General features: G+C 64.5%; 16 protein-coding genes and 1 tRNA gene. 7 read left to right on the top strand and 10 right to left on the bottom strand.

The features are described 5' to 3' along the window. The first annotated feature begins 94 nt into the window (after positions 1 to 94). From CH275_RS11525 to CH275_RS11510, 4 genes are read left to right on the top strand one after another with little or no spacing between them, the layout of a single operon-like run. Positions 95 to 784, top strand: a complete 690-nt coding sequence (locus CH275_RS11525) for an HAD family hydrolase (RefSeq protein ID WP_094678158.1) — start codon at positions 95 to 97, stop codon at positions 782 to 784. After that, on the top strand, positions 781 to 2,580 hold the full coding sequence (locus CH275_RS11520; protein WP_094678156.1) for a glycoside hydrolase family 15 protein: 1,800 nt from the start codon (positions 781 to 783) through the stop codon (positions 2,578 to 2,580). Before CH275_RS11525 ends, CH275_RS11520 begins: the two co-directional genes overlap by 4 nt. 30 nt (positions 2,581 to 2,610) lie before the next feature. Beyond that, positions 2,611 to 3,411, top strand: a complete 801-nt coding sequence (locus tag CH275_RS11515) for an SDR family NAD(P)-dependent oxidoreductase (RefSeq protein WP_094678154.1) — start codon at positions 2,611 to 2,613, stop codon at positions 3,409 to 3,411. A gap of 9 nt (positions 3,412 to 3,420) precedes the next feature. Continuing rightward, on the top strand, positions 3,421 to 4,392 hold the full coding sequence (locus tag CH275_RS11510) for an LLM class F420-dependent oxidoreductase (RefSeq protein ID WP_032364557.1): 972 nt from the start codon (positions 3,421 to 3,423) through the stop codon (positions 4,390 to 4,392). Between the two features lie 54 nt (positions 4,393 to 4,446). On the opposite strand, the gene CH275_RS11505 is transcribed toward CH275_RS11510, so the two are convergent. From CH275_RS11505 to CH275_RS11485, 5 genes are all read right to left on the bottom strand, one after another. Continuing rightward, positions 4,447 to 5,202, bottom strand: a complete 756-nt coding sequence (locus CH275_RS11505; protein WP_094678152.1) for an ABC transporter permease — start codon at positions 5,200 to 5,202, stop codon at positions 4,447 to 4,449. Further along, complete coding sequence (locus CH275_RS11500) at positions 5,199 to 5,936, bottom strand: ABC transporter permease (protein WP_256990979.1); 738 nt, start codon at positions 5,934 to 5,936, stop codon at positions 5,199 to 5,201. The genes CH275_RS11505 and CH275_RS11500 overlap by 4 nt, the downstream gene beginning before the upstream one ends. A gap of 5 nt (positions 5,937 to 5,941) precedes the next feature. Beyond that, positions 5,942 to 6,844, bottom strand: coding sequence for an ABC transporter ATP-binding protein (locus tag CH275_RS11495; RefSeq protein WP_094678148.1), 903 nt, complete (start codon positions 6,842 to 6,844; stop codon positions 5,942 to 5,944). 86 nt (positions 6,845 to 6,930) lie between these two features. Next, a complete protein-coding gene (locus CH275_RS11490) occupies positions 6,931 to 7,356 on the bottom strand; it encodes an SRPBCC family protein (RefSeq protein WP_094678694.1) in 426 nt (141 codons plus the stop codon). A 38-nt stretch (positions 7,357 to 7,394) separates the two neighbouring features. Continuing rightward, entirely contained in the window at positions 7,395 to 8,321 is a 927-nt protein-coding gene (locus CH275_RS11485) for a LysR family transcriptional regulator (RefSeq protein ID WP_094678146.1), read from the bottom strand. 139 nt (positions 8,322 to 8,460) lie between these two features. Here CH275_RS11485 and CH275_RS11480 point away from each other — a divergent pair, with 139 nt between their 5' ends. Then, positions 8,461 to 9,426 (top strand): NADP-dependent oxidoreductase, encoded by a 966-nt coding sequence (locus tag CH275_RS11480; RefSeq protein ID WP_094678144.1) that lies wholly within the window; start codon positions 8,461 to 8,463, stop codon positions 9,424 to 9,426. Positions 9,427 to 9,553: 127 nt separating this feature from the next. Here the strand turns inward: CH275_RS11480 and CH275_RS11475 are convergent. Continuing rightward, positions 9,554 to 9,627: transfer RNA gene (locus CH275_RS11475), tRNA-Pro, on the bottom strand. 17 nt (positions 9,628 to 9,644) lie between these two features. Then, positions 9,645 to 10,613: a metallophosphoesterase gene (locus tag CH275_RS11470; protein ID WP_094678692.1), complete on the bottom strand. Its 969-nt coding sequence runs from the start codon at positions 10,611 to 10,613 to the stop codon at positions 9,645 to 9,647. A gap of 176 nt (positions 10,614 to 10,789) precedes the next feature. On the opposite strand from CH275_RS11470, the gene CH275_RS11465 reads away from it, so the two are divergent. Beyond that, positions 10,790 to 11,254, top strand: a complete 465-nt coding sequence (locus CH275_RS11465) for a GatB/YqeY domain-containing protein (RefSeq protein ID WP_037187848.1) — start codon at positions 10,790 to 10,792, stop codon at positions 11,252 to 11,254. 63 nt (positions 11,255 to 11,317) lie between these two features. Here CH275_RS11465 and CH275_RS11460 read toward each other — a convergent pair whose 3' ends face one another. Then, entirely contained in the window at positions 11,318 to 13,666 is a 2,349-nt protein-coding gene (locus CH275_RS11460; protein ID WP_094678690.1) for a penicillin-binding protein, read from the bottom strand. Between the two features lie 295 nt (positions 13,667 to 13,961). On the opposite strand from CH275_RS11460, the gene CH275_RS11455 reads away from it, so the two are divergent. After that, the gene (locus tag CH275_RS11455) at positions 13,962 to 14,285 is read left to right on the top strand and encodes a WhiB family transcriptional regulator (RefSeq protein WP_008712729.1); all 324 of its coding nucleotides are present in this window, start codon (positions 13,962 to 13,964) and stop codon (positions 14,283 to 14,285) included. 19 nt (positions 14,286 to 14,304) lie between these two features. Here CH275_RS11455 and CH275_RS11450 read toward each other — a convergent pair whose 3' ends face one another. After that, the gene (locus tag CH275_RS11450) at positions 14,305 to 15,435 is read right to left on the bottom strand and encodes an ArsA family ATPase (protein WP_094678142.1); all 1,131 of its coding nucleotides are present in this window, start codon (positions 15,433 to 15,435) and stop codon (positions 14,305 to 14,307) included. Continuing rightward, the gene (locus CH275_RS11445) at positions 15,432 to 16,439 is read right to left on the bottom strand and encodes an ArsA-related P-loop ATPase (protein ID WP_094678140.1); all 1,008 of its coding nucleotides are present in this window, start codon (positions 16,437 to 16,439) and stop codon (positions 15,432 to 15,434) included. Before CH275_RS11445 ends, CH275_RS11450 begins: the two co-directional genes overlap by 4 nt. Positions 16,440 to 16,471: the final 32 nt, after the last annotated feature.

Here is a 16,471-nt window from a genome sequence, read left to right as displayed (position 1 = left end):
TTCTTCCCTCGACAGGCCCCTCGCATACAGCGGGGGGCCTGTTGCTTTTGTCTGTCGACTGTTTGCCCGCACCACCCCCGGGTATCCGAGAATCATGCCTGTTTCCAAGCCGACTGTCGGGGCCGTTCTGTTCGACATCGACGGCACCCTCGTCGATTCCAATTATGTGCACGTGTCCGCATGGTCTCGTGCGTTTCGTGAAGCCGGGCACGAAGTGCCGTCCTGGCGCATTCACCGAAGTATCGGGATGGACGGGTCGAGGTTGCTGGACGCGCTCGTCGGGTCGTCCGACAGTGCGGTTGCGCAGGAAGCGAAGAAGCTGCACGGTGAGTACTACGCGTCGGCCTCGACCGATCTCGAAGTTCTGCCGGGTGCGCGGGAGCTGTTGGCGGACTTGAACAACCGTGGAATCACCGTTGTGCTGGCCACATCGGCACCCGAGAGCGAACTGTCGACGCTGCGAGATCTGCTGGACGTCGAGGATTCGGTTGCTGTCGTGACCTCCGGTGAGGATGCCGAGGTGGCCAAGCCCGAGCCCGACATCGTCGCGGTGGCCCTCGAACGGGCCGGCGTCGAGGCCGCGAATGCCGTGATGGTGGGCGACAGTGTGTGGGACATCGAATCGGCCGGGCGTGCGGGAGTACGCGCCATCGGCGTGTCGAGCGGTGGAATCTCGCGCAGCGAATTGCTCGACGCGGGAGCGGTAGCCGTGTTCGACGACCCGGCCGACCTCTTGGAGCATGTCGAGAACAGCCCAATTTTCGCCGGAAAGGCAAGTGCTTGAACGAGTTACGCAAGCCGCACCCCAGGGTCGACGGCTACGTCCCCATCGAGAGCTACGGCGCGATCGGCGACGGCCGGACCGTGGCGATGATCGCCGACGACGGCCGTATCGATTGGTTCCCCGTTCCCAATCTCGATTCTCCACCGCCGTTCGCGTCGTTGCTCGACGCGCCGCACGGCGGCTACATCGAACTGACGCCGACAGTAGAGTTCACCGTCGATCGTGAATTCGTAGCTGGGACAAACGTTCTGAGTACCACGTTCCGCACCGACTCCGGCGCTGTACGCATCACCGACTCGCTCAACACCGGCGTGGCCGGGCGGTTGCCCTGGGTGGAATTGGCGCGTCGCGTCGAGGGTCTCGACGGCACCGTCGAGCTGACGTGGGCGGTTGCGCCGGGCACCATGCTGAGCACCGCATCGCCGTGGGCCTACGACACCGAACACGGCACCGTTCTGCGGGTCGACGGATTGACCTTGGCGGTGCGGACTCTGGGCATCGAGAACGTGCGCGTGGCGGACCGCGACATCAGCGGTGTCTTCACCACCCACTCGGGCTCCCGACACGTGCTGGGCGTGGTGGGGACGGAGAACGAACCGCTGCCGCTGCCGGATCCGCAGCACCTCGACGAGGGGATCGACCGGACCATCGACAATTGGCGTGTGTGGTCCGACGAGTTCTCGTACGACGGCCCGTGGTCGGAGCACGTGGCTCGCAGCGCGTTGGCGTTGAAACTGTTGCTGCACAGCCCATCCGGTGCCATCGCCGCCGCCGCGACGACCTCACTGCCCGAGAACCGGATCGGTGGCAAGAACTGGGACTACCGCTACGCGTGGGTTCGTGACGCCGCGTACACCATTCGCGCACTGCAACGGTTCGGTCTTCGTGAGGAGATCCATGCTGCGGTGGCGTGGCTGCTGAAGGTCATCCGCTCCAACGATCCCTTGGTCAACGTCTTCTACACGCTCGGCGGCGAATTGCCCGGTGGCACCGAGCAACCCGACGTTCCGGGCTGGCGAGGTATCGGGCCGGTGGTCAACGGTAACGCTGCGGCGGATCAACTGCAGCTGATGATCTTCGGCGACCTGTTCTCGATCATCCGGCAGTACGTCGACGCAGGGAACATCCTCGACGCGCAGACCGGTCGGCTACTGGCCACCATTGCCGACGAGGCATGTGATTCGTGGCAGCGCAAGGACGCCGGGATCTGGGAGCTCGAGGACGAGCAGCACTACACCAGCTCCAAACTCGGTTGCTGGCAGGCGCTCGACTGCGCTGTGCACCTCGCCGAGGCGGGCCAGATCCCAGGGATACCGGATCGCTGGAAGGCCGAGAAGGAATGCATTCGGCGCTACATCGAAACCGAATGCTGGTCGGACGAGCGGCAGGCCTACCTCGCGTACCCGGGTGCCCACGGACTCGACGCATCCGTTCTGTTGGCCGCCGAGATGGATTTCGATCGTGGAGAACGTCTTTCGTCGACCATCGATGCGCTCGGTGACGAGCTCGGTGCCGGACCGTTGATGTATCGCTACAGCGGGGTGGCCGAGGAAGAGGTGACCTTCGTGGCCTGCGCCTTCTGGCGGGTGTCGGCGCTCTCCTGCGTCGGACGAGACGACGAAGCCACGGCACTGATGGACCAGCTGGTGGAGCTGTCCAACGACGTCGGCTTGTACAGCGAGATGATCGATGCTTCGGATGGGTCGTTTCTGGGTAACTTCCCGCAGGGCTTGAGCCACCTGGCCCTGGTGAATGCGGCGCTGACCATCGCGCGCTCGCACGACGCCACAGCCTGACATCGACCTCTAGCACAAGGGTGGAACTGTATGGATTTGGGAATCGACGGTAGGACAGCACTGGTGACCGGAGCAGACTCCGGCATCGGTTGGAACACCGCGAAAATGCTGTTGGCCGAGGGCGTTCGAGTGGTCATCAGTGACAAGGATCAGAGCTCCCTCGACACTGCTGCAGCCCAGCTCGCAGCACCGGAGGGGCAGTTGTTCGCACTCGCTGCGGATGTGACCGATACCGACGCGGTCGAGAACCTGGCCGTACGGACGCAGCAGGTCGTGGGCGACATCGACATTCTCGTCCAATCCTCCGGCGTGACCGGGGCACAGGGACTCTTCCACGAGATCGACGAGGAGGGGTGGCGTTCCACCCTCGACATCGACCTGATGGGTCCCGTTCGGCTGCTTCGGGCATTTCTACCCGCGCTCCGACGCGGTGGCTGGGGGCGGATCGTGCTGCTGACCTCTGAGGATGCGGTGCAGCCGTACGACGACGAATTGCCATACTGCGCAGCCAAAGCCGGTGTCCTGGCCCTCGCCAAGGGGCTCTCGCGCAGTTATGCGTCGGAGGGACTGCTGGTCAATGCCGTCTCTCCCGCGTTCATTCACACCCCGATGACCGACGCGATGATGGACAAGCGCGCCGAGGAGAAGGGTACCGACAGAGACGGAGCCATCGAGAGCTTCCTCGACGAGGAGCGGCCGTACATGGAGCTGGGACGTCGAGGTGAACCCGAGGAAGTCGCCGCGGTGATCACGTTCCTGTGTTCGGATCGCGCGTCCTTCGTCAACGGATCGAACTACCGAGTCGACGCCGGTTCCGTCGCAACGATTTAGGAGAACATCATGACCAATTTCGGATACACCTTGATGACCGAGCAGAGCGGCCCGAAAGAGCTGGTGAAGTACGCCGTCGGAGCCGAGAATGTCGGTTTCGACTTCGAGGTCAGCAGCGATCACTACTCACCGTGGCTCTCGTCCATGGGTCACTCGCCCTACGCCTGGACGACGCTGGGTGCGGTCGCTCAGGCCACCGAACGCGTCGAGCTGATGACGTACGTGACGTGCCCGATCATCAGGTACCACCCGGCCGTCGTCGCGCAGAAGGCCGCCACGCTGCAGATCCTGGCCGACGGACGCTTCACTCTCGGTCTCGGCAGCGGTGAGAACCTGAACGAGCACGTCGTGGGTGAGGGATGGCCGTCCATCGACAAGCGTCAGGACATGTTCGTCGAGGCACTCGAGATCATCCGTGCCCTGCACGCCGGTGGCTTGGTCACATACGAGGGCAAGCACTTTCGCGTCGACTCGGCTCGGATCTGGGACCTGCCCGAGGGCGGCGTGCCGATCGGTATCGCCGCCGGTGGCGAGAAGGCGGTAGCGCGGTTCGCCGAGTACGGCGATCACCTCATCGCCACCGAACCCGACGCCGATCTCGTCAAGGCATGGTCCGACAACCACGAGGGGCCTGCGCGGTCCATCGGACAGATCCCCATCTCCTGGGATCCCGACAAGGACGCGGCCATCGATCGGGCTCACGATCGCTTCCGTTGGTTCGCCGGTGGTTGGGCCGTCAACGCCGATTTGCCGACGACGGCCGGATTCGCCGGAGCCACCAAGTTCGTGCGCAAAGAGGACGTGGCCGACACGATTCCGTGTGGACCGGACCTGGACGCCATCGTCGAGGCCGTGAAGCCGTACTGGGAGGCCGGGTACACCGACATCGCCCTGGTTCAGGTGGGCGACGAGACCCAGGAGCGCTTCCTCGCCGAGGCCGCAGGCCCGCTGTTGGAGAAGCTGCGCGCTGCGTCCAGCTGACCCCCTGTTACACACGAGGCCCCGATCGAGATCATCGATCGGGGTTTTGTGCTGTCACCGAACGTGAATGTCCTTGCCGTCGAGTGCCCTCCCGGTCAGTGCGACGACCACAACGGTGAGCAGTGCCGTGGCCGTCAGGACGGACACTGCGGCTCCGGTGGTCAGCGAACCCGAGTCACCGAAAGTTCCGGAGGCCAGTTGGGTTGCGCGAGTTGCCAGGGCATAGGGCAACACGAAGATTGCCTCGGTCACCTCGGCGGTGAGGAGGAACACCGAAATGCCGGCCCCGACGAGAGCGATGGCAATCGGCATCGCGAACGACCTGATCGCCATCGACAGACCGGATTGCAGAGCCGCCACCGGTAGCGAGCCCACCACGACGAGTGCACTGGTCGCGACAAGCTCGGAAGGAAGCATGCCGTCGAGCGAGAAGACGACCTTGCCGACAACGACGACGGTTACCAGCATGACGACGTTCATGGCCGCGGTCAGTGTTACCACCACAGCCGTCTTGGCGATCACGATGCGCGTCGACGGAACCGGCCCACTCATCAGGGCATTCCAATTCCCTCCTCGGTGTTCGGATTTCCACGCCAGCGAGGCCAGTACGGCAACGCCGAGTGCGAGTGGGAACAGGCCGTAGAACACGACTGTGCGCAACCACAATGTGCGCCATCCCTCTGCCAACTCTGCGCCCGACGCGATCGTGTTGAACGTTCCGACCCCCGCGATGATCAGCGGGAGGAGAACGACGACCGCCCATGCCTGCGAGCGCCTGAGCTTGATCACTTCGGCCGAAAACGCATTCATGCTCGTACCTCCTGTCGATCGAGTCGAACGGTCATGAGCCAGAACAACACTGCCCCGACGACACCGAGGGCGGCGATGCTGACGTAGGGCGGGTTCAGCGTCACCACCTGCTCGCCTCGGTAGTCGGCGGCCGCGGCCAAGGAGTAAAAGCCCCACGGAGTCAGGTGTGCAGCCCAGGTCGGGAATCCGGAGGCGCAGATCGCGACGACGGTACCCACGATGCCGATTCCCAGCGCGACCAGTTGGTTGTCCACTCGCGCCGAAATCAGCAGGTGCAGGGCGAGTATTACGAGATTGGCCGTCACCGCCGCCGCCGTGTAGCCCAACCACAGGCCGGCAGGCAACGGTTGGGTCACTCCGATGGCGGCTCCCAGAAATACACCTGCAGCGCTGGCGACCAAGGTCGCGCCGCCGACAACGAGGCCGGTCGAGACGAGCTTCGCGCGAACGAGGGCTCCGCGGTCGGCTCCAGTGGTCTGGTTCAGCAGCCAGCCGTTGGACTGGTGCTCGACTTCCACTGTGCGGCTGGCGATCACTGCGATCAGCAGCGGCGACGCGATGGGGACGGCAAGGGACAGACCGGCCAGTGGCAGTGCCCAGGAGACCGAGGTGGAATCGCCCGATGTCGCTGCAGTGAGAGTGCCGACGATGGTCAACCCGACGATCGCGGCGACCAACAATGCGGCGATCGCGCCGATGTGCAGGTGCCTGAGTTTGGCGAATTCGTTGCGCACTGTCGTCACAATCGGCCGCCCTCGGTCAGATTCATGAACACGTCCTCGAGCGACTGATCGTCGCGCCGAACGCCGTAGACGCCGACGTTCGCGCCGACGAGTTCTGCCACCACCTGTGCCGTACCTCGATCGTCGATGCCGGACAGTCTCAGCGTGTGCTCCTCGATCCGAAACGGAATGCGTTGCTGCAGAACCGAACGTGCGTACTGTGGATCGATGGTGTCGATGAGAACGTCCGGGGTGGAGGCGGCGAACAGCTCGTCGCGGGTGCCCTGGAAGATCAGGCGACCTTGGCTCAGGATTCCGAGCATGTTCGCCGTCTTGTCGATCTCGCCGAGCAAATGGCTCGAGACCATCACCGTCACGCCGTGTTCGGCGAGATGCCCGAGCAGGCCGCGGATCTCCTCGATGCCGGCCGGGTCCAAGCCGTTGGTGGGCTCGTCCAGGATCAGAAGTCGTGGTTCCCGCGCGAGTGCCAACGCGATGCCCAGGCGCTGTTTCATTCCCAGCGAGTAGTTCTTCACCTTCTTGTCGAGGTGTTCCTGCAGACGGACGGTGGCTACTGCCCGCTCGATCTGTTCGGCGCGCAGCCCGAGCGAGCGCTGCACGATACGAAGGTTCTCCGCACCCGTGAGATGTCCGTATCCGGGTGGAGATTCGATGAGTGATCCGATGTGCGAGAGCAATTCGCGGCGGGTGCCGTGATTCATCGGCCTACCGAGGATCTCCACCTCACCGGAAGTCGGTCGAATCAGGGACAGCAACATTTTCATGGTCGTCGACTTGCCCGATCCGTTCGGACCGAGAAAACCGTAGACGCAACCCTCGGGAATGCGAAGGTTCACGTCGTCGACGACGGTATGCGTGTCGTAGCGCTTGCCGAGGCCGTGAGTTCTGACGATGTCCATGCCTCGACTCTGGCGCGTCGATCATCGGGAGTCGTCGCACGAGAGTATCGAGATCCTCATACTCGAGGATGACGCCGCACGTACCTCTACGGCGCCAGGCGCGACAAATTCTTCGAGATGCTCGACGTCAGTGCCTTACCGACGATCGCAGCGAGTCCGGGGACGGGCGCGTCGAATCCGATCGTGTAGTCGAGCTCGGTGCCTCCGTCGGTGGTGGGCGTCAACTTCTGCACGCCCCAGTGGCCGCGTAACGGACCGCCCTTGGTGATGCGGTACTCGATCAGCGAATTCGGCTCGGAGGTGACCGTCGTTTCCTCGAACGCCGGTAGCGGGCCGAGTTTGAGACTGCGGGTGGAGCCGACTCCATTGCGTGAGGTGTCACCGTCCCGAACGCGGTCGATCTTCGCCATGAACAGCGGCCCGAGGTTCTCGTGCTCGGACAGTGCCGCGAACACGACCTCGGGTGGAGAAACGAATCGATGTCTGACGTGAACGCGGGTCGGGGTCGGCATGATCGTGAGATCCATTCGCTCGGGGTGGCAGAGTCGACTCACAGTACGCCGAGCGCGATCTCCAGCGGCTTCACCGCTGCCCGAACATGGTTTCTCAGCCACTGTGCCTGCGCATCCTCGTCGGAGCGGCGATGCCAGCGTAGTTCGACTGTCGCCAAGGGTAATTCGACCGGTATCTCGTGCCAGCGGATCGGGACCCGGCGCTCCACGAGGTGTTGTGCGACCACCCGCGGCACCAAGCAGATCAAGTTGTCCTCCAACGCGAGGAGGGTGGCCACCGCGTACGTCGGTACGACGGCGACCACGCGTCGGGACCTACCCTGACGCAGCAATGCGTCGTCGAGTGGTCCCCGCGAGAGACCGCGTCGGGACGCGGATATGTGGGGATACGCGCACAGGTCGTCGAGGGTCAGTTCGTCGACGGTGCCCAGTGCGGAACTCGCGGAGACCAGGGCGACGAAGTGGTCGACGAAGAGCTGTTCCGAACGCATGTCCGGCGGCGGCGGATCGGCAACGCCGATGTCGAGGTCGATCGCGCCGTCACGGAGCGGTTCGGGGGCTTTGGAGTCCTGGGCCACGAATCGCACGGTCACGTTCTGGGCCTCGGCGGCGACGCGCCTGATCAGCCTGGGGGCAACCACCGGGGTGAGACCGTCGTTGATGCGAACGACGAAAGTCCTTTCCCACGTGTGTGGTTCGCCCGACGCGGAGTCTGCGCGTAGGCCGGCGGCCAGATTCAGCACCGTCCGAACTCTCGGTGCTGCACGGAGGGCAAAAGGCGTAGGTACGACGCCCCGGCCTGCGCGGACGACGATCGGATCTTTCATCGCATTTCGCAGCCGGGTCAGCGCGCGGCTGGTGGCGGGAATCGACAGGTGCAGACGAGCCGCTGCAGCGGACACGCTGCCGGTATCGATGACTGCCGCGAAGACACGCAACAGGTTGAGATCGATCTCGTCGCTCATCAGGCCTCCGAACAGTTGCGGATCACGCAAAAACTATCTGCATAACTTGCAGTAGACATCATGCCAGCGTGAGGTTTCAATCGTTCTACGACTGCAGCGCCCTCAGCGGCGCCCCCTCAGCGTCACGAAAGAGAAGAACATGGCCAGAATCATTCGACCCACTGCCTACGGCAGCCCGGAAGTCCTCGGTGTCGTGGAGGCACCGATTCCTGCACCTACCGACGACGCAGTAGTGGTTGCGGTGCGCGCAGCCGGCGTGAACCCCATCGATTGGAAGCTGTACAGCGGTGCGTTCCACGAAGTCGAAGACGAACATCTCGATTCGGCCGGAGTCGGATCCGAGCCCCTTCCGCAACTGGGCCTCGAATGTGCAGGCGTGGTGAGCGCCGTCGGTCGGGACGTGACCGATGTGCGGGTCGGCGACGAGGTCGTTGTGTACCCGGTCACTGCCGCTTACGCCGACTACGTCGTCGTCCAGTCGGACTCCCTGTTCGCCAAGCCGTCCGCGATGCAATGGCCCGAGGCAGCGGGACTCATGTTGACCGGCACCACGGCAGCTCATGCACTCCACGCCGCCGGTGTCGGTTCGGGGGAGACCGTTCTCGTGCACGGCGGCGCGGGAGGCGTCGGCCTCATGGCCGTGCAATTGGCGCAGGCCCTGGGCGCGGCCGTCGTGGCCACCGCAGCGGAGCGAAACCATGACCTGTTGCGGAGTCTGGGCGCAACACCGGTGGCCTACGGCCCGGGTCTGGTCGACCGGGTCCGCAATGCCGTTCCGGAGAAGATCGATGCGGCACTGGATCTCGTCGGAACCGACGAAGCCCTCGACTCGTCACTCGAACTCGTCGGGGACCGTCGTCGCATCGCATCCATCACCGGATCCGCCCGTCGCGCGGAGGCGGGAATCAAGGTGTTGGGTTACGGGCCGGGGGAGGACTCGGGTGCCGCGTTCAGAGCTGCCGCACGCGATGAGCTCATCGAAAAAGTGAGGAGCGGAGAACTGCGGGTCATCGTCGACGCCACATACCCGCTCGATCAGGCGTCACTCGCCCACGAAGCCGGGCTGGCGGGACATGCGCCGGGGAAGCTGATTCTGGTCCCCTGACACGGCGTTCCCCTGAGACGGATGTACCTCTGAAGCGGCAGAGGCTCCGAAACGGCAGCGCCTGTGAAACAAAAGTGGCCCTGGTCGGATTTCTCCGGCCAGGGCCACTTTCTGGTCTGTCCAACTGTCGGGGTGGCGGGATTCGAACCCACGACCTCTTCGTCCCGAACGAAGCGCGCTACCAAGCTGCGCCACACCCCGTGTACCGCTGGAGAAGTCTAACTCACGACTGCCTCGGAACGCGAAACGCCCTCGTCGGAGACGTTTTTCGGGCCCATTCTCGGGGCCGGAGTGAGCGTGATCAGGGTGGCCTCGGGCCTGCAGCAGAATCGTGCAGGTACGTACGGCGAAGTCCCGATGCCCGCGGAGACGTGCAATTGGGTGTGCGCGCCCCACTTGGACGGGCCCTTGACCCGCGAACGGTCGATCTCGCAGTTGGTCACCAGTGCGCCGTAGAACGGCAGGCACAGTTGACCGCCGTGTGTGTGACCGGCGAGGACGAGGTCGTAACCGTCCTGGGCGAACTTGTCCAACACTCGCGGTTCCGGCGAATGAGTGATGCCGAGGCGCAGGTCGGCCAACGGATTGGGCTGACCGGCGATGGTGTCGTATCGATCGCGCTTCAAGTGGGGGTCGTCGACGCCCGCCGCCGCGATGCGTACCCCGGCGACCTCGAGCTCGCGACGCACGTGCGTGACGTCGAGCCAGCCGCGCTCGGAGAACGCCGCCCGCAGATCGCGCCACGGCAGCGATTCACCGGTCGTGCGCTTGTGGTTCTTGTCGAAGTACTTGAACGGGTTCTTCGGCTTGGGCGCGAAGTAGTCGTTGCTGCCGAACACGAACAGACCGGGCCGCGCGAGCATCGGCCCCAGTGCCTGCACGACGCTGGGGACAGCGCGCTGGTGGGAGAGATTGTCGCCGGTGTTGACGACCAGATCGGGCTCGAGACGGTCCAGTTCGCGTAGCCAGTTCTGTTTCATCCGCTGGCCGGGCATCATGTGTAGATCGCTGATGTGGAGCACGCGCAGAGTCGCCGAACCCGGCTCCAGCACCGCCATGGACGTCTCGCGCAGGGTGAACGCATTGCGCTCGATGAGCGTGGCGTATCCGAGGCCCAACGCCGCCGCGCCCGCCGTTCCGATCACGGAACTCTTCAGCGGTGCTGCTCTGACGGTATCTCGCGCCAGCTCTGCAGCGGAGCGAAGTTGCGTGGAGGCACTACGCAGTTGCGTGGAGGCACTGCGCAGTTGCGTCGTGGTTCTGACGAACGAGGGACTGAATTGTGCGGACACCTCGTCCACGATACGGCAGCAACGGGATATGGACGTGCGAGCCGACGACTGCTCCGCGTAGCGTTTCTGCCATGTCCGAACTCAAGGCCCGTCTCCGTACCGACCTCACCGCTGCGATGAAGGCGAAGGACAAACTCCGCCTGGCAACGCTGCGCATGATCCTCGCCGCCATCCAGACCGAGGAGGTCTCCGGCAAGGAGGCCCACGATCTGACGGACGACGACGTTCTCAAAGTGCTTGCCAAGGAAGCGAAGAAGCGCGGCGAGTCGGCCGAGATCTACACCCAGAACGGCCGTGGTGAACTCGCGGCGAACGAGCATGCCGAAGCGCAGATCATCAACGAATACCTGCCCACTCCGCTCACCGACGAGGAATTGGCCACCATCGTCGACACCGCCATTGCGCAGGTGGCCGAGGACCTCGGTGAGCGACCGGCGATGAAGCAGATGGGTCAGGTCATGAAGATCGCGTCGGGACTCGCAGCGGGTAAGGCCGACGGATCGCGACTGTCGAAGGCCGTCAAAGACCGCTTGTGACTACCTATGTGATCGGAACCTCGTAGGCCACTACGAGGTTCCGCTCACATGCGGCGGAGCCGCTCAGCGAGGAGCCGTCAAGCCTGGGATCGCCGGGATCTGGATTCCCGGGGGTAGGTCCGGTATCTGGATGTTCGGCAGCGCAGGTGCCGGAGCCGGAGCCGGACGAACCGATCCGTCACTGACATAGAGCGTGATGTTGGATCCGGGGACCGCCGAACCGGACGGCGACGTGGACACCACGGTGCCGCGAGCAGCCTGGTCGGCCGTGGTAGCCACCGTCACCTGGAAACCTGCGCCCTGCAGCGTTGCTGTCGCCGACGACTGGCTCTGACCGGTGACATCGGGAACCTGACCGTTGGCCGAGCCGCGGACGTACTTCTGGTCGACGGGTGGCAACGCGACGGGGCCGTAGTTGTTGGCGATCGGGGTCATGGCATCGAACCACGTCCGCGCCGGCTCGTTACCGCCGTACAGGTTGCCCGAGCCGCAGGGCCGCAGCGGGAACGAGCAGATCTCGCTGGGCGTCGGTGAGTCGCCGTAGGTGTACACGGCGGCGGCGTAGTTGTTGGTGAAGCCGAGGAAGCCCGAGGATCGGTTCGACTCGGTGGTGCCGGTCTTACCGGACATCGGCAGGGTCCACCCGGCCGAGCCGGCGGCGGAAGCGGACGTGCCGCCTGCCTGGTCGTCCTTACTCATCGCGTTGGCGAGGGTGTTCGCCAATCCGGGCTCGACGACCTGCTCGCAGGCCTGGTGAGCGACCGGCACGGGCTTGCCGTCACGGTCGAAGATCGAATCGATCGGGGTGGGCGGGCACCACTTGCCGCCGGATGCGAGCGTGGCAGCCACATTGGACAATTCCAACGGATTGACCCAGGTGGGTCCGAGGGTGAACGAGCCGAGGTTCTGACTCTTCTGGAAGTCGGCCATCGACTGGTCGGTTCCGGACGAACCCGGGTCGGTGTACGAGCGCAGGCCGAGGCGAACGGCCATATCGACCGTCGGCGTGACGCCCACCGACTCGATCAGCTTGACGAACGCAGTGTTCGGGGACTGAGCCAGCGCGTCGGTGATGGACAGGGCGGGTGGGTAGTTGCCCGCGTTCTCCACGCAGTACGTGGAAGCGGGGCAGTTTCTGGCACCGCCGTCGCCGACGCCCTTGACCTCCACGCGTTTGGGAACCTGCAGCGTTGCGCTGGTGCCCAGTCCGCGCTCCATGGCCGCGGCCGTGGTGAAGATCTTGAAAATGGAGCCCGCTCCGTTGCCCACGAGAGAGTGCGGTTGCGGCTGCACGGTCTCGTTGTCGTCGGCGTTGAGGCCGTAGGTGCGGCTGCTGCCCATCGCGAGAACACGGTGCTGGTCCTGCCCGGGTGCGACGACGTTCATGACAGTGGCCACGCCGTCCAGGTTCGGGCTGGTGTTCTCGACCAGCGCGGCCTTGGTGGAGTTCTGCACCGCGGGGTCGAGCGTCGTACGGATCAGGTACCCGCCCTTGTCGATCTGCTCCTGGCTGATTCCGGCCTGGGCGAGGTACTGCAGTGCGTAGTCGCAGAAGAATCCGCGGTCGCCTGCCGCGATGCATCCGCGGGGCAGAGTTTGGGGGACCGGAAGCACGCCGAGCGGCTCGGCTTTGAGGGCAGCCAGTTCTTCGGCGCGCTCGGGGAGGTTCTGAATCATCGTGTCGAGCACGGTGTTCCGTCGCTCGATCACGCCCTCCTCGTTGGTGTAAGGGTTGAGGGCCGAGCTGGACTGCACCATGCCGGCGAGCATCGCGGCCTGGACGGCGCTGAGCTGGCTGGCGTCGATGCCGAAGTAGGTCTGGGCCGCGTCCTGGATGCCGAAGGACGCGTTACCGAACGGCACCAGGTTGAGGTAGCGGGTGAGGATCTCGTCCTTGGTGAGTTCCTTGTCGAGTGTCAGTGCCATCCGGATTTCGCGGATCTTGCGGGCGGGCGTCGTCTCGATCGCTGCACGACGCTCGGCGTCGGTCTTGGCCACCACCAGCAGTTGGTAGTTCTTCACGTACTGCTGATCGATGGTGGACGCGCCCTGCTCCACCTGGCCACTGGTGGTGTTGGTCAGGAACGCGCGCAGCGTGCCCTGCCAGTCCACACCTCGGTGCTCGGCGAAGCGGCGGTCCTCGATCGAGACGATGGCGAGCTTCATCTCGTTGGAGATCTTGTCGCTCGGTACCTCGAAACGGCGCTGTTCGTACAGCCAGGCAATAGGTGTGCCGTTGACGTCCGTCATCGTCGAGACGGCAGGTACTGCGCCCTCGACCAACTCGGCCGATACGTTGTCGACGGTATCGGCGGCACGGTTCGAGGCGTACCCGAATCCTCCGGCCAAGGGGAACATCACGCCGGCGAGCAACGCACCGGCGAGTGCTGAACATCCGGCGAGCTTCGCCACGGTTTTTCCGACTGACACAGAGCACAGCGTACGTGGGTACTGCTCGGACCGGCATCAGGCCCGCACGCGCTGTGTGCTGCGCCCCTGCTCGGGACGGCCGTACCAGAAATGTGACCTCGCCGTCTTGCATTCGCGGCTCGCTTTACCTAAATTATGAGCACGGTGTGATTCACATAACACTTGATAATGATTGTGGGGCAGCTCTTAGAATTTGTGCTTCGCCAGCGAGGTACAAACTTCCTTGGAGCCTCCGGGTCGTCCAGCGAGGACGTCCGACACGCAAAGGGGTATCCGCATGCACACGACAACAGCGCCGACGCGACTCGATGTAGAAGAAGCCGAAGCACGCATCGCCTGGGTGTCGCACGCCCGCTGCAAGGGCACGGACCCGGACCAGCTCTTCGTTCGGGGTGCAGCGCAGCGCAAGGCAGCCACGATCTGCCGGCACTGCCCCGTGTTGATGCAGTGCGGTGCGGATGCACTCGACAATCGAGTCGAGTTCGGCGTGTGGGGCGGCATGACGGAACGTCAGCGCAGGGCACTGCTCAAGCAGCACCCCGAGGTGGACTCCTGGTCCGAGTTCTTCGAGACCCAGCGTCAGCAGCAGGCGGCTATCTAGCCTGCTGGACACGGCCGATTCAGCCTCTGCGGGTCAGCTGATCGGCCACTGCGCGCAGCGCGGCGAGGTCGGAGACCTCGAACGGCAACGACGGAACACCGACGATGGGCACGCGGGGGTGCGCACCGGTGAAGCGTCGAAGCAATCGCACTTCACGCGCTGCCGTCACGGCGCGTTGCGCGTGGATGCGGAGAACGGCAGCGGTCAGTTCCGCACCGGGTTCGTCGATCCGATCGAGCAGATCGGCGGCCGTGGCAGCGTGATCTGCCGGCAACGACGACAGCGTCGGGTGCGTCCGATTCACCACCAGTCCCGCCAGCGGCATCTTCTCGGCGGAGAGCCGTTCCACGAAGAATGCGGCCTCACGCAATGCGTCGGGTTCCGCGGCAGCGACGACCAGGAAGCTGGTGCCGTCCTCGCGAAGCAACTGGTAGGTGCGCGTCGCACGCTCACGGAAGCCACCGAACATCGAATCCAGTGACTGAACGAAAGCCGATGCGTCGGAAAGCATTTGGCTTCCGATCACCGTGGATACGCCGCGCATCGCCAAGCTCATCGCGCTGGTGACCACCCGGGTGATGCCGCGACCTGGAGCGGTGAGAAGCCGGATGAAACGGCCGTCGAGGAACGAGCCGAGCCGCTGCGGTGCGTCGAGGAAGTCCAGGGCATTGCGCGACGGGGGAGTGTCCACCACGATCAGATCCCACGACGAATCCAGGGACAGCTGCCCCAGCTTCTCCATCGCCATGTACTCCTGCGTGCCCGAGAAAGACGACGCCACAGTCTGATAGAACGGGTTGGCCAGCACCTGCTCGGCCTTCTCCGGCGTCGAATGTTCGATGACCATCTCGTCGAACGTGCGCCGCATGTTCAGCATCATCGCGTGTAGTTCACCCTTGGCACCGGCACCCAACTTCACTGGCTGCGGGCTGTTGTCGAGATCGCCGAGGCCAAGAGCCTGAGCCAGACGGCGGGCCGGGTCGATCGTCAGCACCACCACCCGCCTGCCCTGCTCGGCAGCGCGCAGCGCCATCGCGGCCGCCGTCGTCGTCTTACCGACTCCGCCCGCTCCACAGACGACGACGATCCGCGACGTGGGATCGGTCAGAATGCGGTCGACGTCGAGTTCGGTTGCTACTGGTCGAGTCATCGGACACCCTGTTCTGCCAGCTTGGCGGCGAGTTCGTACAGGCCGCCGAGATCGACACCGTCGGCCAACATCGGCAGCGCCATCCGCGCGACGTCGAGTTCGTCGAGCTGCGTCGCGCTCTCCACCTGTGCCGAGAGCGTCGACGCGTGCTCGATCGATTCGGTGAGCAGACCCGCGAAGTCGGCCTCGGAGAGCGTGATTCCGGTCTTGGCGAGACCGTCCTGGATGGCCGCGGCATCGACCTCGCCCTCGGCGATGGCCTGGAGCGACGAGGCAGGCAGGAACGTCGGTTCGGTGCGGTTGACGATGACCGTCCCGAGTCCGAGATCTGCCGCTTCGAGTTCACGTACCGCATCGGCGGTCTCCTGAACCGGCAATGCCTCGAGCAACGTCACCAGGTGCACGACGGTGTCGGCCGAGTGCAGCAGCCGAACCACACCCTCACTCTGCGAACGCACCGGGCCGCCCTTGGCCAGATCGGCCATCGCCTTGGTGACGTCGAGGAAGTTCCCGATCCGACCGGTCGGCGGCGAGTCGACGACGACCTCGTCGTAGGCTCGGTTTCCCTTATTGTCGGTTCGCACCACACATTCCTTGACCTTGCCGGTCAGCAGCACGTCGCGCAGGCCTGGTGCGATGGTCGTCGCGAACTCGATGGCACCGATCTTGCGCATCGCGCGGCCGGCGAAACCGAGGTTGTAGAACATGTCGAGGTATTCGAGGAACGCGGTCTCGATGTCGATGGCCAGCGCATAGACCTCACCGCCGCCGTCTGCCGCGGCCACGCGAGTTTCCACCGGTGGGAGTTGCGGTACGTCGAACAGCTGCGCGATGCCTTGCCTGCCTTCGACCTCCACCAACAACACCCGTCGACCACCGGCTGCGAGCGCCAGTGCCAATGCGGCAGCGACCGTCGACTTGCCGGTGCCGCCCTTACCGGACACGAAATGCAGCCGCGCGGCATCTGCCTTCGCCGGCCATCCCTCTTCGTTCGATGTACCCACGCCTCGACCATATAGAGGTATTACCCGGACGT

The sequence above is a fragment of the Rhodococcus sp. 06-235-1A genome (assembly GCF_002258785.1).
Taxonomy (GTDB): domain Bacteria; phylum Actinomycetota; class Actinomycetes; order Mycobacteriales; family Mycobacteriaceae; genus Rhodococcoides.
The sequence above is the reverse complement of the archived record's forward strand: the minus strand, read 5'-3'. Positions and strand labels throughout refer to the sequence as shown.